The 18,908-nt window shown below is 49.6% G+C and carries 15 protein-coding genes and 2 pseudogenes; 9 read left to right on the top strand and 8 right to left on the bottom strand.

Translation table 11 applies throughout. From position 1 onward, the window contains the following. The first annotated feature begins 214 nt into the window (after positions 1-214). The 3 genes from AU509_RS02165 (at position 215) to AU509_RS02155 (ending at position 3,253) form a co-directional block, all read left to right on the top strand. A complete protein-coding gene (locus AU509_RS02165) occupies positions 215-2,011 on the top strand; it encodes a sensor domain-containing diguanylate cyclase (RefSeq protein WP_244200957.1) in 1,797 nt (598 codons plus the stop codon). 352 nt (positions 2,012-2,363) lie between these two features. After that, a complete protein-coding gene (locus tag AU509_RS02160) occupies positions 2,364-2,684 on the top strand; it encodes a phage holin family protein (RefSeq protein WP_085651979.1) in 321 nt (106 codons plus the stop codon). A gap of 335 nt (positions 2,685-3,019) precedes the next feature. Then, positions 3,020-3,253, top strand: coding sequence for a hypothetical protein (locus tag AU509_RS02155; RefSeq protein ID WP_085651978.1), 234 nt, complete (start codon positions 3,020-3,022; stop codon positions 3,251-3,253). A gap of 37 nt (positions 3,254-3,290) precedes the next feature. Here the strand turns inward: AU509_RS02155 and AU509_RS18430 are convergent, their stop codons facing one another. Then, positions 3,291-3,584, bottom strand: coding sequence for a hypothetical protein (locus AU509_RS18430; protein ID WP_094117545.1), 294 nt, complete (start codon positions 3,582-3,584; stop codon positions 3,291-3,293). A 136-nt stretch (positions 3,585-3,720) separates the two neighbouring features. Here AU509_RS18430 and AU509_RS02145 point away from each other — a divergent pair, with 136 nt between their 5' ends. Further along, on the top strand, positions 3,721-3,900 hold the full coding sequence (locus AU509_RS02145) for a YodC family protein (RefSeq protein ID WP_094117544.1): 180 nt from the start codon (positions 3,721-3,723) through the stop codon (positions 3,898-3,900). Positions 3,901-4,452: 552 nt separating this feature from the next. Beyond that, on the top strand, positions 4,453-4,830 hold the full coding sequence (locus tag AU509_RS02140) for a helix-turn-helix domain-containing protein (protein WP_094117543.1): 378 nt from the start codon (positions 4,453-4,455) through the stop codon (positions 4,828-4,830). Positions 4,831-5,418: 588 nt separating this feature from the next. Here AU509_RS02140 and AU509_RS02135 read toward each other — a convergent pair. From AU509_RS02135 to ftnA, 4 genes are all read right to left on the bottom strand, one after another. Next, complete coding sequence (locus AU509_RS02135) at positions 5,419-5,748, bottom strand: hypothetical protein (RefSeq protein ID WP_094117542.1); 330 nt, start codon at positions 5,746-5,748, stop codon at positions 5,419-5,421. A gap of 15 nt (positions 5,749-5,763) precedes the next feature. Beyond that, a complete protein-coding gene (locus tag AU509_RS02130) occupies positions 5,764-6,471 on the bottom strand; it encodes a hypothetical protein (protein ID WP_094117541.1) in 708 nt (235 codons plus the stop codon). A gap of 973 nt (positions 6,472-7,444) precedes the next feature. Then, positions 7,445-7,786 (bottom strand): YebY family protein, encoded by a 342-nt coding sequence (locus AU509_RS02125; protein WP_094117540.1) that lies wholly within the window; start codon positions 7,784-7,786, stop codon positions 7,445-7,447. 174 nt (positions 7,787-7,960) lie between these two features. Further along, positions 7,961-8,470, bottom strand: coding sequence for a non-heme ferritin (gene ftnA / locus AU509_RS02120; protein WP_085651972.1), 510 nt, complete (start codon positions 8,468-8,470; stop codon positions 7,961-7,963). A gap of 320 nt (positions 8,471-8,790) precedes the next feature. Here ftnA and AU509_RS02115 point away from each other — a divergent pair, with 320 nt between their 5' ends. Then, the gene (locus AU509_RS02115; RefSeq protein WP_085651971.1) at positions 8,791-9,021 is read left to right on the top strand and encodes a DNA polymerase III subunit theta; all 231 of its coding nucleotides are present in this window, start codon (positions 8,791-8,793) and stop codon (positions 9,019-9,021) included. A 160-nt stretch (positions 9,022-9,181) separates the two neighbouring features. After that, positions 9,182-10,359 (top strand): annotated as a pseudogene (gene purT, locus AU509_RS18935) (formate-dependent phosphoribosylglycinamide formyltransferase). 188 nt (positions 10,360-10,547) lie between these two features. On the opposite strand, the pseudogene AU509_RS02105 reads toward purT, so the two are convergent. The 3 genes and pseudogenes from AU509_RS02105 to zwf all read right to left on the bottom strand — a co-directional run bounded on the left by AU509_RS02105 (position 10,548) and on the right by zwf (position 15,996). Continuing rightward, positions 10,548-13,259 (bottom strand): annotated as a pseudogene (locus tag AU509_RS02105) (AAA domain-containing protein). A gap of 496 nt (positions 13,260-13,755) precedes the next feature. Beyond that, positions 13,756-14,397, bottom strand: a complete 642-nt coding sequence (locus AU509_RS02100; protein WP_094117539.1) for a bifunctional 4-hydroxy-2-oxoglutarate aldolase/2-dehydro-3-deoxy-phosphogluconate aldolase — start codon at positions 14,395-14,397, stop codon at positions 13,756-13,758. Positions 14,398-14,520: 123 nt separating this feature from the next. Beyond that, complete coding sequence (gene zwf, locus AU509_RS02095) at positions 14,521-15,996, bottom strand: glucose-6-phosphate dehydrogenase (protein ID WP_085651968.1); 1,476 nt, start codon at positions 15,994-15,996, stop codon at positions 14,521-14,523. 361 nt (positions 15,997-16,357) lie between these two features. Between zwf and AU509_RS02090 the strand changes: the two genes are divergently transcribed. Next, on the top strand, positions 16,358-17,227 hold the full coding sequence (locus AU509_RS02090) for a MurR/RpiR family transcriptional regulator (RefSeq protein ID WP_085651967.1): 870 nt from the start codon (positions 16,358-16,360) through the stop codon (positions 17,225-17,227). 154 nt (positions 17,228-17,381) lie between these two features. After that, positions 17,382-18,824 (top strand): pyruvate kinase, encoded by a 1,443-nt coding sequence (gene pyk, locus AU509_RS02085; RefSeq protein WP_085651966.1) that lies wholly within the window; start codon positions 17,382-17,384, stop codon positions 18,822-18,824. The last annotated feature ends 84 nt before the right edge of the window (positions 18,825-18,908 follow it).

Raw genomic sequence — 18,908 nt, 5'->3', positions numbered from 1 at the left:
GCTTCAGCATGTCCAGCCTGTTCAAGGTGGGCTCGCGGCCAGTGTGACGTACAGGATTGATCAGCCTAATAACCTTTATACATGCCGGGATGGACATTCTTTTTTGAACCAACCCCCATCCGGGCATCGACCATAACAGCAAATGACCTAAGGCATAACCATGATTCCGCCTCTCGATGCCGGCACAAAGGAACAACGGAGTGCCCTTCTGCGCATGATGAACATTCTGGACACGCGACCGGTCGAAGAATTGGAACGTGTCACCCGCATTACCCAGTCCTTCTTCGAAGTCGATAGCGTGGTGATCTCTTTAATCGACACAGACCGCCAATGGTCGTTATCACGGCGAAATTTCCCCTATTCGGAAACACCGTTGTCGATCTCTTTTTGCGTTCATACGGTCGCGTCCAACGAGCCGCTTATCGTTCCGGACGCGCTTCAAGATCCCAGATTTAGTGATAATCCGATGGTGACGGGCAAACAACAGGTCCGATTCCACGCCAGTTATCCACTACGCTCATTTTACGGCATTCCATTGGGCGCTCTTTGCCTTTATCACAGCCAGCCGGTTGAATTTACCGATAAAAAACTAGAGCAGCTCAGCGATATGGCTTACGTGGTGCAAACCTACCTGCAAAGAGTCGAAATGCAGGCCGAGGCCGAAAGCACCCGAGATATGCTGCACCGGGCAGACTACGTCAACCGTCAGATTTTTTCTCAGGCAGCCATTGGCCTCGTACTGATGACGCCGGATAAAAAACCGATCAGAGTTAACCATACGATCTGCAAGATGCTGGGATATACCGAGGAAGGGCTGTTGCAGACCACGATGGAAAGTGTGACGTATCACGGCGATCTTGCGCTGACCAAAGAGCGCTACGATAACCTTCTAAAAACGGGCACCCGCAATACGACGTTTCAGAAGCGTTATTGCCGGATGGATGGCTCGCTGTTGTGGGCCATGGTCTCGGTGGCTCTTCTCTACAATCCCGATGGCAGTCAGCATGGACTGCTGTTGGCGATAACTGATATCAGCAATCAAAAAGCCTCGGAAACCGAGCTTCTTTCGCTCAGCAAGGAGTTGGAGCAGCGCGTCGAACAACGGACTGAAGAGCTCCAGCGCAGCCATCAGTTTATTCAGGATATTACCGATCATATTCCCGCGATGATCTCCTGCATCAGCCCGGACAATATCTTTACCTTCGCCAATCACCACCTCAAAGTGCTGCTGGGAAGTCAAGGCGATGATCCCATCAACTCGCCTATCAGCACCATCCTGCGTCCCAAGGAGCGTAAGCTGTTCATGCCATTGCTGGATAAGGTGCGCAAAACCCGGCAGCCAGTGCATATTGAACACACCGTCGACTTGCCTTCCGGTGTTCACACCACCTACCACACGCAGATGGTGCCGGCAGAACCGCCCGCGCAAGGTGTTTACGTCTTCTCCACCGATATTACTGACCTGACGTCACTGCGCGATCAGCTTAAATTCGAAGCCAATCACGACCATCTCACCGGATTACCCAATCGACGCGCCGTTATCTCCTACCTGAACCAGCTCGCGTTGAAGCAACGTCGGAGCGGTCTGGCGCTGCTATTTTTCGATCTGGATAACTTCAAATACTACAACGACCACTACGGACACGAATTTGGCGATCGGGTAATTAAAACCTTTGCTCGCATTTTGGGGCAAAATACCCGGCCCAACGATCTGATTGGGAGACTGTCAGGTGACGAGTTCGTCATGGTGCTGCACGAGCGTAAAGATATGGCGCGTGAAGTGGAAAAGATCAGCCGCACGCTGAAAGAGCGGATTGAAAAGCCCACGCGCATTCGTGGTCACGACATTGTGCTTTCCGCCAGCGTGGGTATCGCCATATTAGGTAAAAATGACCGTTTGGATGTCAATCACTTTATTCACGAAGCAGATACCGCCATGTACCAGGCTAAACGTCAAAGCATTCACTCCTCGCGCGGTCATAAACACGACGTCAAAAATGACAAGAAGTGACACCGTCACTATAAATGTGCTGCAAAAAATTTTTGTCTGTCTATACTCCCTGTCGGTTGCCGCTGAGTTCAGTGGCATGCCCTTCTCACCCTTTCTATGCCTTTTCCTAACCTACTGTTTGCTCTCAGCCCATACAACCCCAGGCACTAGCCTCAATGGCCCTAAACTGGTTACATAACGGTACTGGTATCGCAACGTAGCCAATGCGGCATGATCGGTATTTTCTTCCCGATACGTCACGAGCCATAGGGAAGCTGATGAGATCCAGCTTGAATGACCGTTTGGACGGGGGATGCGTCAACTAAGGAGAGAATTTATCCCCACATAGCGTCCTACAAGAGGAGTTAACATAATGAGTGAAACAGATAAAAGTATTTTGTCGCTATTCCTGATCGGCCTGCTGATTGCCGTCGGCAAGATATTGATAGGCGGCAAACCCATCAGCTTAGGACAATTTACCGGTCGATTATTATTGGGGGGCTTTGTATCGATGATTGCCGGTGTCGCGTTGATACAGTTCCCAACGCTGTCCCCTATTGCCATCAACGGCATTGGCGCAGCACTGGGGATTGCGGGTTATCAAACGATCGAGCTATTTCTCCAGCGCCGAGCCCGCAACCAAGGGGATAAGGATAGAAGCAGCGACAAGAATGATAATAATCGGACGGAATAGCGATTCTGAATGTGGTGTGCTTTCATCCTCGGGCTGACACCAGTAAAAGCTTCGCCATGGCGTTATCAGAATGCATTTCTCAACATACACACGACAGGTATCTCAGTCAGCCCAAGCCTTTCTCATGCTCTCCTTTTTCGTCGCGAGAGCCCTTTCTCTCCTATCACGCAGCAGGCAGGATGCTGTCTGATTCAAGAAAATTTATGAACCTCGCCGTCAAGTTCCGCAAGTGAGCCGGTAAAGGGCTCGTTGACAGTAAAATGCCACGGATGGGATGTGTGAACCGAAGAACCCAACGACGCCGTGCTATACTGCCCTTCCCAGAGATTTTTAGTATGAAATCAGAAGACACCCTTGATTGGTATCCTGCCCAACTGCCTCCCGTCAAAATTATCTTAGGTAATGCCGTTCTGGAAGTGATGAAAGTTGGCCGTCCTGTTAATACCCGGACTCTGCTGGAGTTTCTGCTGGTTATGCAGGGCAGACAGAAACGGCGTGATGATAAAATCGCCATGCAAACCGCGATCAATGTATTAAAAAACAATCAAGCCGTTCATGGCAGAAGTTGAATTTCTTCGCACTCATGAGGAAAGTAAATTGCGTATCTCAATGCTGGCGCCTCCACTTCTGTATCATCTCGTTTGACACGTCACTGTCGTAGCAGATAGGCGAATAGCCCCCAGCTCGACTCCATGCGCTTCGACCGCCGCACCGGCTACCATTTTTGGCCGAGTGATAAGGGCATGGACAATTTCCTGGATACTTGTTGATTGAGTCCTGAATAATGGCTTTTTTCACCTGTTCGTCACTTAAAATAGACGTCTTGGCCGCGGAAATATTGATAAAAAATAAAGCAAAAACCGCGATTGTTTTTAGGCTAATAATATTAATATTTTTCATCTCATTGACCTGTCAGACTCACTGAAATAGCGATACTTCTCCAGCATTATTTATCGATAAGTTTCTTCCTGATAAAACGGCCAAATACGGTGAATTTGCTATAGTGAAAATAATTTACTCAGCTGAGGAATAACCCATGTTCAAAGAAGGTGATATTGTCCAGAGCAAAACCGGTGGTCCCAAGATGGTTATCCATAAAGTTGAAGACAACCAACTATGGTGCATCCGGATGGATGACTCGTTAAAGAAAGAGCTCATCGTTGCAGTTGACGCCGTAGAACCCTATCGTGAAGAGGGTCCTTTCGGCGTTTGCTGACCAAAAGGCGGCCCAGGCCGCCTAAATGTTCTCGCTCTAAGAACTCAGATCTTGTGCTGAAAATCCGCTGAGCGCCGACAAACGCTCCCAGCACCGACATGGACGAAAAAAGCTATCCACCGTTTTAGCGTCAAACTCCTCACGCCCTATCCCGCAACGACAAATCACCTCCACCAAGATAAGTCACCATCAAAAGGTTCATTGATACCGAATTAAGCTATTCACCCAACAAATTTATGACCAATAAGTATTGCTCCAATAACATGAAGCTTGTTAAATATAGACTTTGATAGAAGGCAATTATACGTAGGTGTCACGAATTATTTAATAGAGAGTGAAAACATTACCAGCGTGACATCATTTCATTACACAGCATAAAAGCGAATCAATCATTGAATAACATTAGGCTTTACACGCAACTATTTTTAATTAAATCATCACTTAACACTCTTTATCCCGAATATATCAACATAGCAATAAAGAATTGCTTTATTAAAAAATCAATTTTCAATTAACTATGCCGAACTAAAATCCCGGCTTACAATGAACGCTATGCCAATGAAAGATTTTGATAACCGCCTTATTTCCAGGCTCGCTGAACTCAATAACAAAGGTTTTTCCAAAGCCGATATGGCCAGAGCCGCGAACGTTAGCAAACAAGCGGTGACCGGATGGTTTAGAACCGGAACGATAAGCAAAGCCTCAGCACTCGCCGTTGCGGATGCGAGCGGTGTTTCCATCGCCTGGCTGTTTGGTAAAAAGGTCGATGAAGCCCATGGCTTGAAAGAGCGTGAAATGAGAATGCTTAATGTATTTCGTCAACTACCTGAACCCGAACAAGATCATATGATCGAATTATTCCAGGTACGGCTCAGAGAAATTGACGAATACGTCCAAACATATCTGCGTGGCAGAGTGAAACAAGAATAAAGAGATTCTTTTATTTTTAACCCTATTCTAAAAAATGTTGGACGACCAATAGTATCTCAAGCATTATATAATTCTAGAAAAAACAGTTACAATAGATGACTTGACTACTGAGTAGTGTTTTTGTAGTTAGATTACAGTGAAATTCTTGAGTAGCTCACACATCTTCAAACTGAAGCCTTGCTACGCTTGGCGATGACGATGATGACAACGTTTTTTACTGACTGAATGTCGTACTAGATTCACGAAGGTCGAGCAGATGATTTTAAATCACCACCAATGTGTTTTTACGCATCAGGTTTAGATTATTTGTATGTAAATAATTTATTTAAACATACACGGAGGAGATATCTCATGAGACGCTGCTGGATATCGACAAATGCTATCCCTGATAAAGCATCGTGTGTGGTGAGTAAAAATTTTCCATGCTTTTATTTAAATAATGATTGACACTCAATAATGCCCTAGCCATAAATCAGTAAAAACGGGCTAGTTATCCATTTTTTCCGTTTAAAGCCCGACTTAACAATAATATAATTGTATGGTTCCAGTAATTGATAAAGGGTGGCGATAGCCACCCTTTAAATGATATCAACTCTTGGGGCGCGTGAAGAGAACAAACAAACCGAGAATTATGTCTCCAACGATCCATAAGCTGAATAGCATTGCGACCCCAAGTCCTGTTCCAATAGCAGCGCCTGCTTGCTCTGCACCAGATAACTGCTCAATGCCCTCAGAAGCTGAGTTATACCCTCCAATAATCCATACAAGCATTAAAATATTGAAAGCGATAAAAGAGAATTTGACAAGTTTACCAAAAAAACCTCTTTTAGGTTTTCTGAGCTGAACAGCACAAGATGGGCATTTAATTGCGGCATCACTAACTTGGCTTGAGCATTCTGGGCAACTGATTAAGGCCATTTCAACCATCCTTTTTTACATTGGTTTGATAGATTTAAATTTAAACAAAAATTCAGGCTCTGATAAGGAACCATCTATTGTCATGCTTTTTTCTTGTACTGCGTCCTCATCGGAGGAAAAAAACTCACCGGAAAAAATGACTTTCTGTCCAACGGACATGCTCAACAATGAATTGTATAAAGCAGTATTTTTTTCAATTAGCGTATGACTTCCCATGTCGGAAAGTTCATTATTCCAAGTGCCGACCGAAAGGATCGGTGAAAGCTTGATGGTCAGTATTCCTTTCCCATCATTATTTGTATCAAGCTCCGATATAGTTCCAACCCAATCAGTTACTCTAGTCAACCTCATATTCAAAAGCTGCTCTTTTCTTTCGTCGCGTAAAACAGACTTTTGAAGTTCATTTTTTGCCATTGCAAATTTATCTCTCACCTCATCGGAAAGAGCAATGAAAGCAGTTTCTGCGTGGGGTATTTCTGAGGCTGGCTTCGCCTTAACAACAGCACTAGAAACAGTACTGGAAACAGCAGGCTCATTACCACTTGTTGGATTATCGGTGGAAACGATGATAAGGAGCAAAATTACCGCCAGTGCACTAAGAGAAATATAAATTTTCTTTTTAGATTTCTTTAGTTTATTTCCACACGTTGAACAACATGTGAGATTTTTTTTATTTAAATTGCCACAAGAGTCACATTGAGCAAAAAGGCTTTCACTTTTCATATTACTCGGAATTTCCTTGTTCCTATAACTTAAAGCATTAATATTTTAAGATTTTTCTTATCCTACAGAAACATTTTGCAATGTCAATAACCACTTAAGGAAACTAATAAATTCTTTCATTTTCATAGCCATACAAAAACACATATTCCATTTTGTTATATATGAATACAAATAAACCAACCTTAAGTTATTAAAGATCTTTTTTGTTTTGCCTCCTGATAACGAGTCTAAAGTGAAAACAACAAAATTGTAGAAGTACATAAAACGAAAAGTTGCGCTAACTGTTGCTTATTTAAGCAACGAGCGACGTCAATCAAAAAATATTATGCTGATACCGAATTCACATTGTTCAACGTTAACATCAGAACCGAATTCTCTCATACAGAGTCCACCTCAAGCATCTAAATATATACATAGCCAAATCAAACATTATTTTTAAATAGCAAAAAAACTGAAATTTTTTCAGATCTCTCGCAAGAATTCTCTATTACATTCATTTCAGCAATAAATAAATGACAGGCGACGATATTATCGTATCGCGGCACATTTTCGATCATACAAAATAACAAGATGACGGTACATGACGCGTACTTCACTCCAGAGCAACTGAAAAACGCGATTTACATGAATCTACAGGCTCAACGCGTTGGCGATACAGTGATGATAATTAATATTGAGGTACAGGAAATGACTTGGGAAATCATTATAACTCATTAATTTAAAAAAAAAGACCGAACACGATTCCTGTGCTCGGTCTAGGGAAATGGCTCTTGTGATAGAGCCGTGCGCTAAAAGTTGGCATTGACGCAGGTTCTAAGGAACCTACCCTTCAAGCGTAGACGAGACATTTCCCTTTTCCAGCTATGTATGAGCTGACTTAGCGCTTTAAGTCACTATTAGACCCATTTTGTGATCGCGAGCTCAGTCATGGTGACTAACCCACTTTTGATAACACATTGGATGGCTGAGTTTTTCATCCCTGGCACAGCTGTTCAGCGCGGTTCACAAAAGGTAGCAAACTTATTTTCTGACCTGGGTGTTTGGGATCGTCCAGCAGGATGATATCCAGCGGTTGAGCGTTTACCTCACCCTGTCGAACCTGAGCCCAGGCGACACCATTCAAGGGATACTGCATCAGCGTGCTGGGATTAATGACATAAAGCGCATTACCCGGCCGGCAGATCAACTGCACTTCTTCGCGAGTAAACGCCCAGCTGTCGCCATATTGTAGCTTGCTAATGTTCGTAATCCCCGTCGCCGCGAGCGCTGAAGAGCAAAAAGAGGTCGTTAAAAGGAGCCAGATGAGTTTTTTCATTTTGATTTCCACAGCAAAACAGACCGTTGTCTTTACAAGGTTTCTTGACGTAAGGCATCAAGAATAAGCCACAGTAGAATCATAACGACACACTAAAGGGAAGTCGAGCAAGGGGAAGTCAGGAGAAATGGAGAGATAAGGCGATGTCGGATGAACATCGCCTTTGCGCCACTATCAGGCAGAAGGCGTAGCGCTCGCCGCCATTCTTTTGAGATCTTGATCGATAAAGAACAGTCCACCTTCGGAAGTACTCACCATCGCCAGTTTATCCAGAATGGAGTTGAACAACTTCTCTTCTTCATGCTGCTCAGCGACATACCACTGCAGGAAGTTGAACGTTGAATAGTCCTGCAACGTCATGGCCGCATGCGCCAATTCGTTAATCTTTCCGGTAATCAGCTGTTCGTGTTCGAAGGTCAATTTGAAAATATCAGTCAGAGAGTCGAACTCTACGGGCGGAGCTTCGATTGCGCCAAGAACCGGCATACTACCCGTATCGTCCAGGTAATCGAACAAACGTTGCATGTGCTCCATTTCTTCCTGAGAGTGAGACTTCAGGAAAGCTGATGCGCCTTCGAAACCTTTATTTCCACACCATGCGCTCATCTGTAAATACAGGTTGGCAGAGTAGAACTCCAGGTTCAGCTGTTCATTCAGCTTTTGAATCATTTCTTGTTTTAACATGTTAAATCCTTTTCCACTGGCAGGGGATTATTCGAAGGGCATTATGCACAAAAATATTAAAATTAAAAACATACTATTAACCAATGTTCTCATTATTTTTACCCTAAATTCAAAGTATTATCATTTATCTATGAGAATGGTTTTCATTGCTTTCTATTTATTTCGATTCTGCTTTGGTCATCATTTTTATTAGTGGCAATTAAATTCAAGGATTTCTCAGCCTTACCGTAAATAGAGCGCGGTTGATCGAGGGGTGGCGTGTTGCTTGCCATTTGATACGGGCTGTTTTATGTTTGTCGCGCCATAAACAGGAGGACATCATGGGACATAATCTGGCCGACCTCTCACTCGAAGAGATGGAAAAAGTGAACGTCGATCTCGCCGCTTCCGGCGTCGCTTTTAAAGAGCGCTATAACATGCCGGTCATCCCTGACGTGCTTGAACAACAGCAACCTGCGCATCTACGCGATTATTTCCGGGAACGGGTCAGCTTTTATCGTCAGCTTTCATTGCAGTTCTCCACGCTGCCCTATGACCCCAACAGTAAATAATCCGTAAACACCGTCATCATTCAGGTGATGACGGTCTCCCCCTGACCTGCTTGATCGCGCGACATCACGTTAAAATAAGTTAAAACGCCCTGCGGATGCGTACGCAAACGGTTTCGTTTATACTGCGCCGGAATTCTTAACCGCATCGGATACTACTTTTATGTTAACAATCGGAACAGCCCTGCGTCCTGGCGCCACCCGCGTCATGCTGCTGGGATCGGGCGAGCTAGGCAAAGAAGTGGCGATTGAATGCCAACGTTTGGGAATTGAAGTCATCGCTGTGGATCGCTATGCCGATGCGCCCGCCATGCAGGTCGCACATCGTCGCCACGTCATTAACATGCTGGATGGCGAAGCGCTCGAACGGCTGATCGCTCAGGAAAAACCTGACTACATCGTCCCTGAAATCGAAGCTATCGCCACCGATATACTCGTCGCGCTTGAGAAACAGGGACAACGCGTCGTCCCATGCGCTCAGGCCACCCGGTTAACCATGAATCGCGAAGGGATACGCCGTCTGGCGGCGGAGACGCTAGGTGTCCCGACCTCTCCCTATCAATTTGCCGACAACACCGTCAGTTTCCAAGAGGCAGTGCAACAGATCGGTTTCCCCTGCATCGTCAAACCCGTCATGAGCTCGTCAGGAAAAGGCCAGAGCCTGATTCGTGACGCCCAGCAAGTAGACTCTGCGTGGCGCTATGCGCAGGAAGGCGGCCGGGCCGGAGGCGGTAAGGTGATTGTCGAAGGGCTGGTGAAGTTTGATTTTGAAATCACCCTGCTGACCGTCAGCGCGGTCGACGGCATTCACTTCTGCACACCCATCGGACACCGTCAGGAAGATGGCGACTACCGAGAGTCCTGGCAGCCGCAGCAGATGAGCCAGTCGCGCTTGAGCGGGCAAAAGCTATCGCCGGCAAAGTCGTTGAAGCGCTTGGCGGCTATGGCCTGTTCGGCGTTGAACTGTTCGTCTGCGGCGACGAAGTCATTTTCAGCGAGGTTTCGCCGCGACCGCACGATACCGGCATGGTGACATTGATCTCGCAAGATTTATCCGAGTTCGCATTGCACGTGCGCGCTTTTCTTGGTCTGCCGGTCGGCGCTATTCGCCAATACGGCGCGGCCGCTTCCGCGGTGATACTGCCAAACCTGACCAGCAGCGACGTCCGCTATCAGGGACTGGAGCATGCCTTGCTGCCACAGACGCAAATCCGCCTGTTCGGCAAGCCGGAAATTAACGGCCAGCGTCGAATGGGCGTCGCGTTAGCGATGGACGATACGACAGACGAGGCCGTACAGCGCGCCAAGGCCGTCGCCGCAGCGGTACAGGTCAACGGTTAACATTCAGGGGCGCAGTCTGTCTGTGCCCTTTTTCTCTCCCTTGCCCCGTCTTAAAGAGAGTGAGGCCGCCAGCGTGTGACGACCATTCCGCTTTTTGAGTCCATTCTCGAATGATGTCCCCTGACGACTGGGCTAAATGCCTTCCCCTCCTCGTGGAAATAAACGAGAACAATGCACACGGTATTGCCTCACGCGCTGAGCGCAGGGCTCGCCCACTGAGCGATAAAGTCGGCGATCCTCTCTTCGATGCGACTCTCGGTAGTGCGTAACCGAATGATCTTAATTCCGTTTTTTACCAGAATGGCGTTTTTTAACGCGTCCCGCGCCGCCTGAACGGGTTGGTCGTGCGAGCCACCATCGACCTCGATCACTCCCACCGGTGTTTTGCCTACCTTGAAATAGATCACAAAATCGCAACTGGCACGCGCCATGAAAGCCCGCTCGCGATGCGTCAAAGCCGGATTGTTCGGTGATACGACCTGATTCAGTTTAACCTGATCGTGACACAGTAACCCCTGACATGACGGTTCAGACAACGCCTCGCGCAGGAGTTGTGCCGCAATCTGCTCAGATTTGTAGCGTGAATCCTCGGTTCGTAATCGGGCGTTTAAACGCGCCAGAGACTGGTCATATTCGCGGTACAACAGGTCGAACGCCGACACCACGGGCGCACGCACGATTTGCTCGTCCTGCGCGTAATAAGCGATGTAGCGCATCAAGGCTGCAATGTGACCCTTGTTGCCGGTGAACACCTCGTCGCCCGTCACCAGAGTGAAGCGGTGCTTGGACCGCGACACCGCAACATTGATCATGCGCGGATCATCGACGAAATTGAGGCGTTTACGATCTTGGTTGTAACGTTTCTTGTCCAGTACGGTGGAGAAAACGATCTCATCGCACTCCCTGCCCTGAAACTTGTGCACGGTATCCTTGACGTAATCCGCGGGCAGGTGCGTCCCGGAAAGGTTGACCTGCGCCCGATATGGCGCGATAAAACCACGCCCGTCACCATCCTGCCCGGTGGGTTCGCCTTCGTCGTCAAGCAGCTTGAGCAGAGAATCCAGCTCCCGCAAATTGGTGTTCTGCCGCGTGTGGTTACCCTTGGCGGTTACCACCAGACGCAGCGGCTCTTCGCCTTTATCCTCGGTCATAGGTAACAGCGCATTATCGTAAAACTGTTGGTTGCAGAATTGGATGATTCTGGGATGGCAACGGTAATGCTCTTTCAACAGGGTTCTGGGCAGAGCTCCTTGAACACACCGATGCACGAATCAAGCAGGCTATAGCGCTCGCAATCGTAGGCGTCGGCGGGTGCCGGCTGGCCTAACGTCACGGGGATATGTGCCAACTGACGGTTGTCGCCGACAACGACCAGATTTTTCGCGCAGCCCAAGGCCAGAATCCCCGGCACGATATCCTGCAACGAGGCTTCGTCGATGATCACGTAGTCGAGGATCGCCCCCGGGGCGATAGAATTAACAATGGAGTGCGTACCGCTACCCAAAATCGGGAAGCGCTGCACGAAGGCATCGAACTGCTTGCGGTAGGTCTTAGCGTCGAAGCTGCCTAAAGCCCGGGGCAACCCGTGCAGGTGTTGCTTCAGGTGGCGCATCGACGACGTCTTTAACTCTTCAAGCAAGTCCGTGAAATTCGCACGCGCCAACGACGCTCGGCACGCCTGTAGCTCCGTTTTTTTGTCCTGTAACGCCTTGTCGTAATAGTGCATCTGTAAGGCATGGAAAACAGACAGGCGCATGTCTTCCTGGGCGAATGGCTTGGTGCGAAAAACTCTGAAGTTGAACAGGAGTTCAATACGATCTTTGAAGCGGATACGTTGCTCGCCGAGATGGGCGAGATAGGCCATCAGGTCCGCAATTTTACGCGGAGACAAACCATATTTGTCTAGCGAAGCTTCAGCTTGCACGCCACTGTCTGTCTGCCACTGCTGTAGGTAGCGTCGTTCAATCATTAGCTCATCGATCTCAACCTGCAATTGCGCCGCCCGATTGTGATCGTGCATGTGCTGTTTCAAGCGGCTCAGCAAAACTTGAATCTCATCCAACGTGGGTGTGGGTGCGGGCTCGGGCTCGTTTGATGGACAAGGCGGCAGGTCGGCAAAAAAATCTTTGCGGTTGCTCTGATTACCCAGTTTGGCGATCAGATGGCCGAGGCTACATTTTTCCAGTTTTTCGTAGACGTTTTCAACGGCCGCATTGTTGTTGGACAGCACGGCCACGGTTTGTCCACGCAGCAGAATATTGGCGAGGATGTTGAGGATGGTTTGGGTTTTTCCCGTGCCCGGCGGACCTTCGATCACGCTGACCTGCGCGCGGAAGGCCTGCTCGACCGCAGCCAGCTGGCTTTCATTTACCCCGAAGATAAATCAGGCCTTGGCCCTCTTCCAGCGTTCCATTTTGGGCTGAGCAATAGGCATGCAAGGCTGTGTCAGCACTGGCAGGCAATTGCTCCAGTTGTCGAACCACATTGGCGGCGATATCACGGTCACTCTCCGACTTCGCGTGATCCCGACGGGCATTCGCTACTTTCACAAAGTAGTCGAAGACCGGCGATGCCTTCATCGTCGTCGGCGCGGAAAACGCAATACGGTCCATGTTATAGACATAAGGCAGAGCAACGTTTGGATAGAACACGACAGCATACCGCTCGCCATAGATCGTTGCCCTGGCAATAGGCGTGACGATCGCGCTGCCGGGCTTGGACAACAACATCTCGCCCAACTCATGGGTGGGAGAGATCCGGCAGTCACTGAGCGGATGTATGCTATTGCCCTTCTCGCCGTATGAGCACCTCAGTTGTAGTCCTTGCTTCTTGTCATTCCAGATAGACCATTTAGTGATCTCTGAAGTCTTGTCTACACCACTCACTTGGATAGAAGCCATACGTCCCTTTTCTGTTTGCAAACAGCATTCGAATTCACGTCCGAATGACATTCAGATGCCGTTATTTCCTTAATGTGGGGACATTTTGCCACCATTTTATGTGTGGCAACAGACGGGTTATGCGATGGGTTATTCGCCTGTGTTCAGTATCTGTTTGAAGAGCCCCTATCGCAGCAAGTCGACCGAAGGCTAAAGACCCCAATCCCGAGCAACCGCTCTGGGCCCCCCGCGGCAGGATCGGTGCAACCAGATGGTTGGTCGTTTTCAGGTCGTCACGCTACTAACCCAAAACGGGTCAAGCGCCGAAACGCATCGACATAAGAAGAAAGTGATTAACTTATTGATAAACTTGATGTGCTCGTTTCTGCTCAGTCCAGAAAAATTTCGGACTTGCGTTATCGTCGCATAAAAAAAACCACCTCCGAAGAGGTGGTTGAGTCATCGCACTAACACACGGCTGAAATGTTATTTACGCCCTGTCGGCCTTGAGGCCGAATCAGGCTTTAGCACCTTCGATTGCGGTGCGGGCCAGGTCAGTGATGCGGTCGTAGTCGCCGGACTCCAGCGCGTCAGCCGGCACCAGCCAGGAGCCGCCCACGCACAGGACGCTTTTGAGCGCCAGATAGTCGCGGTAGTTGTTCGGCGTAATGCCGCCGGTTGGGCAGAAACGGATTTTGCCGAACGGACCCGCGATAGCCTGCAAGGCTTTCACGCCACCGTTAGCCTCAGCCGGGAAGAATTTAAATTCGGTTAATCCGTAATCCATACCCAGCATCAGTTCTGACACAGTGCTGATACCTGGAATCAGCGGAATATCGCCCGCCGTGGCCGCTTTCAACAGCGGTTCAGTCAATCCAGGGCTGATGGCGAACTGCGCGCCGGCTGCCACCACCTCGGCCAGCTGCTGAGGATTAGTTACCGTTCCCGCACCCACGATTGCGTCCGGCACTTCTTTCGCTATCAGGCGAATCGCTTCTACCGCACACTCGGTGCGCAACGTGAGTTCCAGTACGCGGATACCGCCAGCGACCAAAGCTTTCGCCATGGGAACCGCATGTTCCAGTTTATTCACGACGATCACCGGGATGACCGGGCTAGCCGTCAGAATCTGTTCCGCACTGGTTTTCCAGTTTTTCATTAAGCGCTTTCTCCACTCATGCCCAATGGGCATTGATTAATTTGGCGCGGTCATCCCATAAGTCGACCGCGCTGTGATTCCTTGCTGCTCAGCCGCGAACAAACCGCAGGCTGCGGTTCATCATTACTCGACTTCGTTCCAGGAACGGCCATCACGGGTGATCATCGCCACGGACGCCACTGGACCCCACGTGCCCGCCTGATAAGGTTTAGGCGCGTCATTGTCCTGGTCCCACGCTTCCATGATGGAGTCTACCCATTTCCACGCCTCTTCCACTTCGTCGCGACGAACGAACAGCGCCTGAATACCTCGCATCGTTTCCAGCAGCAGGCGCTCGTAGGCGTCAGCCAGATGCTCCTGATTAAAGGTTTCGGAGAAGCTGAGGTCCAACTTGGTCGTTTGCAAACGGTGCTTGTGATCCAGACCAGGGATCTTGTTCAAAATCTGAATTTCGATCCCTTCGTCAGGCTGAAGACGAATAATCAGTTTGTTTTGCGGCAGTTGCTGATAAGAATCGTGAAAAAGATTCAGCGCCGGATTTTTGAAGTACACCACGACTTCTGAACATTTACTCGGCAAGCGTTTACCCGTACGCAGGTAGAACGGCACGCCGGACCAGCGCCAATCGTCGATATCCACGCGAAGAGCGACAAATGTCTCTGTGTCGCTGGACTTGTTAGCGCCCTCTTCTTCGAGGTAACCGGGGACTTTTTTGCCCTGAACGAATCCTGACGTGTATTGCCCGCGCACAGTAGTGTCATGAATATTGGAGCGGTCGATGCGACGCAACGAGCGCAGTACCTTAACCTTTTCATCACGAATGCGATCCGTCGTCAGGTCGGACGGCGGCGACATGGCGATCATCGTCAGGATCTGCAGCAGATGGTTCTGGATCATGTCGCGCATCTGTCCGGCCTGGTCGAAATAACCCCAACGGCCTTCGATACCGACTTCTTCCGCAACGGTAATCTGAACGTGATCGATGGTGCTGTTATCCCAGTTATTGGCAAACAGCGAGTTGGCGAAACGCAGCGCCAGCAGGTTCAGTACCGTTTCTTTTCCGAGATAATGGTCGATACGGTAAACCTGACACTCGTTAAAGTACTCCGCCACCTGGTCATTGATGACCTGCGAAGAGGCCAGATCGGTTCCCAGCGGTTTTTCCATCACGACGCGAGCGGGCTCTTTGTTCAGCCCGGCTTTACCAAGACCGCCGCAGATAGCCCCAAAGGTACTAGGCGGCATGGCAAAATAGTTGATCGTTACGCGGTTTTCCTGGTCAAGCATGTCGCCCAAACGCTTGAAACCCGCGGCATCCTGTACATCCAGATTGCAGAAATCCAGCCGCTCGCTCAGTGTTTTCCACAGTTTCTCGTCCAGCGGCTCTTTAAGAAAAGTATCCAGCGCTTCCCGCACGACTTTGGTATAGGCCTTTTTGTCCCAGTCCGCACGGCCGACGCCGATGATACGGGTGTCCGGGTGGATATGACCTGCTTTTTCCAGTTGATACAGTGAAGGCAGCAATTTACGGCGCGCCAAATCCCCTTTTGCACCGAAAATCACCAGGTCACATGCCTGGGCCGTTGACGTTACCGCCATGTTCTATCTCCTCATTGCAGGATGCTGTAATTTTATTACATATGTAATGTACTATTTTTGGCTGGGACCAGTAAACCGTTAGCCTGCGACATACCCCACAAATCGCCGTGTAACAACGTGATAGCTGAGTATTTCCTTCGGTACACTGATAACGACGCAAATCGTAGAGAGAAAACTAGCTAACAATTTCGACAGTCAGTGACTATTTTGAAAGTTAGACACACGTCATGTTCTGGTGAAAAAACCACAATTTCACCGCGCCGCCCTCTGCCACGTCAGGTTTGCGCATAGTATATTTCCATGAAATTCGCATCGATTCACCTCTGGCTGAAATCGACATGACCATTGATGGTATCACTCTATGAAAATGCTGGATAAAATCCGGACTCGCCTGGATCGGTTGAGTAAGTCAGAAAGAAAGGTGGCTGAAGTCATTCTTGCCTCACCGCAGTCAGCTATCCACTCCAGTATAGCGACACTCGCTAAATTAGCGGAAGTCAGCGAACCCACCGTCAACCGATTCTGTCGGCGGCTGGACTGCAAGGGATTTCCCGATTTCAAATTGCAGTTGGCGCAAAGTATCGCCAACGGCACGCCCTATGTGAACCGCAATGTAGAGGAGGATGATACGGTTGAGGCCTACACCGCCAAGATCTTCGAATCCACCATGGCCGGTTTGGAACATGCCAAGTCGCGTCTCGACATTCCCGCCATCAACCGCGCGGTCGATCTCCTGACCCAGGCCCGCAAAATCTCCTTCTTCGGCTTTGGGGCTTCGGCGGCCGTCGCGCATGACGCCATGAACAAATTCTTTCGCTTTAATATCCCCGTGGCCTACTTCGACGATGTGGTTATGCAGCGCATGAGCTGCATGAATTCCGGCGAAGGCGACGTCGTGGTGTTGATTTCACATACCGGCCGCACCAAAACCCTGGTGGACATGGCGCGCATTGCCCGCGAGAATGACGCGACGGTGATCGCAATCACCTCCGAAGGTACGCCGCTGGCACGCGAAGCGTCATTGACCCTACGGCTGGAAGTCCCGGAAGACACGGACGTTTACATGCCGATGGTATCGCGCATCGCCCAACTCACGCTAATTGATGTCTTGGCGACCGGGTTTACGCTGCGGCGCGGCGCGAAATTTAGAGATAACTTGAAACGCGTCAAGGAAGCCTTGAAAGAATCGCGTTTTGATAAAGAAGGACCGTTCAGCACTCCCTATAACTGATTTGCACTCAGGCCAGCGTAGCTGCTTTTCGCCGGTACGGTTCAACCGCCACGGCATGCCCATTGCGCGGATCACCCTCTTGCCCCCTAAGAGGCGTCAGCCGTGTTTTAGATACTATCGCCCTATTCAGCTTCACCAGTCAACGGAGTCATCCATGTCCAGACGGCTAAGAAGAACGAAGATTGTTACCACTTTGGGACCGGCAACCGACCGCGACAATAATTTGGAAAAGATTATTGCCGCCGGTGCAAACGTCGTCCGCTTGAACTTCTCTCACGGCACCGCAGAAGACCACCAACTCCGTGCCGATAATGTACGTGAAATTGCGGCAAGGTTAGGCCGCCACGTCGCCATTCTTGGCGATCTCCAGGGTCCAAAAATTCGCGTATCCACCTTCAAAGAAGGTAAGGTTTTTCTCAACGTCGGCGACAAATTCCTGCTCGACGCCAATCTGGGTCGCGGGGAAGGCAATAAAGAAGGCGTCGGCATCGACTACAAAGGTCTGCCCGATGACGTCATCCCCGGCGATACGCTGCTGCTCGATGATGGTCGCGTTCAGCTCAAAGTGCTTAACGTGGAAGAGTCGAAAGTCTTCACGGAAGTCACCGTCGGTGGGCCGCTCTCTAATAACAAAGGCATCAACAAACTGGGTGGCGGACTCTCAGCGGCTGCACTGACCGACAAAGATAAAGCGGATATCGTGACCGCCGCCAAAATTGGGGTGGACTATCTGGCCGTTTCATTCCCCCGCACTGGAGCCGATCTCAATTACGCCCGCCAGTTGGCATTAGAGGCGGGCTGTGAAGCCAAAATCGTATCCAAAGTCGAACGCGCTGAAGCCGTCGCAACGGACGAAGCGATGGACGACATCATCCTGGCTTCCGACGTCGTTATGGTTGCCCGAGGCGATTTGGGCGTAGAAATCGGCGACCCTGAGCTGGTTGGCATCCAGAAAAAGTTGATCCGTCGCGCTCGTAAACTCAACCGTGCCGTCATCACCGCGACGCAGATGATGGAGTCTATGATCACCAATCCGATGCCGACCCGCGCGGAGGTCATGGACGTCGCCAACGCCGTGCTGGATGGAACCGACGCCGTCATGCTGTCAGCAGAGACCGCCGCGGGCCAATATCCGTCGGAAACCGTTGCCGCAATGGCCAACGTCTGCCTCGGTGCGGAAAAAATTCCGAGCATCAACGTCTCTACACACCGCCTTGACGCGGAATTTGATAACGTCGAAGAGTCGGTGGCGATGTCAGCCATGTACGCCGCCAACCATCTGAAAGGCGTGACCGCCATCGTCGCGATGACCGAGTCCGGTCGTACCGCGCTGATGATGTCTCGCATCAGCTCCGGTTTGCCTATTTTCGCGATGTCGCGCCATGAAGGGACGCTAAACCTGACCGCACTCTATCGCGGCGTCACCCCTGTTCAATTCACCCGTTATTCTGACGGCGTCGAAGCCGCAAATGATGCCGTCATTCTGCTGCGCGACAAGGGCTTCCTGATGTCCGGCGACCTGGTGATTGTCACTCAAGGCGATGTGATGGGTACCGTCGGCACTACGAATACGGTAAGGATCTTGCGAGTCGAATAAGCGAATAAAGTCGTAGCATCGCCCTCTGCAAAATGGGAACGATGGATAGTAAAAAAGCCGGATATACCGGCTTTTTTTCGTAGG

The sequence above is a fragment of the Lonsdalea britannica genome, from assembly GCF_002111595.1.
GTDB classification, from domain to species: domain Bacteria; phylum Pseudomonadota; class Gammaproteobacteria; order Enterobacterales; family Enterobacteriaceae; genus Lonsdalea; species Lonsdalea britannica.
Note: the sequence above shows the minus strand (reverse complement) of the source record. Positions and strands in the feature narration are given on the sequence as shown.

Bases quoted from the DNA above. Each gene is read 5' to 3' on its own strand.
- pyk (WP_085651966.1), top strand. From the start codon at position 17,382: ATGTCCAGACGGCTAAGAAGAACGAAGATTGTTACCACTTTGGGACCG.
- AU509_RS02145 (WP_094117544.1), top strand. From the start codon at position 3,721: ATGTTCAAAGAAGGTGATATTGTCCAGAGCAAAACCGGTGGTCCCAAG.
- ftnA (WP_085651972.1), bottom strand. From the start codon at position 8,470: ATGTTAAAACAAGAAATGATTCAAAAGCTGAATGAACAGCTGAACCTG.
- AU509_RS02115 (WP_085651971.1), top strand. From the start codon at position 8,791: ATGGGACATAATCTGGCCGACCTCTCACTCGAAGAGATGGAAAAAGTG.
- AU509_RS02155 (WP_085651978.1), top strand. From the start codon at position 3,020: ATGAAATCAGAAGACACCCTTGATTGGTATCCTGCCCAACTGCCTCCC.
- AU509_RS02125 (WP_094117540.1), bottom strand. From the start codon at position 7,786: ATGAAAAAACTCATCTGGCTCCTTTTAACGACCTCTTTTTGCTCTTCA.
- AU509_RS02140 (WP_094117543.1), top strand. From the start codon at position 4,453: ATGCCAATGAAAGATTTTGATAACCGCCTTATTTCCAGGCTCGCTGAA.
- AU509_RS18430 (WP_094117545.1), bottom strand. From the start codon at position 3,584: ATGAAAAATATTAATATTATTAGCCTAAAAACAATCGCGGTTTTTGCT.
- AU509_RS02165 (WP_244200957.1), top strand. From the start codon at position 215: ATGATGAACATTCTGGACACGCGACCGGTCGAAGAATTGGAACGTGTC.
- AU509_RS02135 (WP_094117542.1), bottom strand. From the start codon at position 5,748: ATGGCCTTAATCAGTTGCCCAGAATGCTCAAGCCAAGTTAGTGATGCC.
- AU509_RS02160 (WP_085651979.1), top strand. From the start codon at position 2,364: ATGAGTGAAACAGATAAAAGTATTTTGTCGCTATTCCTGATCGGCCTG.
- AU509_RS02100 (WP_094117539.1), bottom strand. From the start codon at position 14,397: ATGAAAAACTGGAAAACCAGTGCGGAACAGATTCTGACGGCTAGCCCG.
- zwf (WP_085651968.1), bottom strand. From the start codon at position 15,996: ATGGCGGTAACGTCAACGGCCCAGGCATGTGACCTGGTGATTTTCGGT.
- AU509_RS02130 (WP_094117541.1), bottom strand. From the start codon at position 6,471: ATGAAAAGTGAAAGCCTTTTTGCTCAATGTGACTCTTGTGGCAATTTA.
- AU509_RS02090 (WP_085651967.1), top strand. From the start codon at position 16,358: ATGAAAATGCTGGATAAAATCCGGACTCGCCTGGATCGGTTGAGTAAG.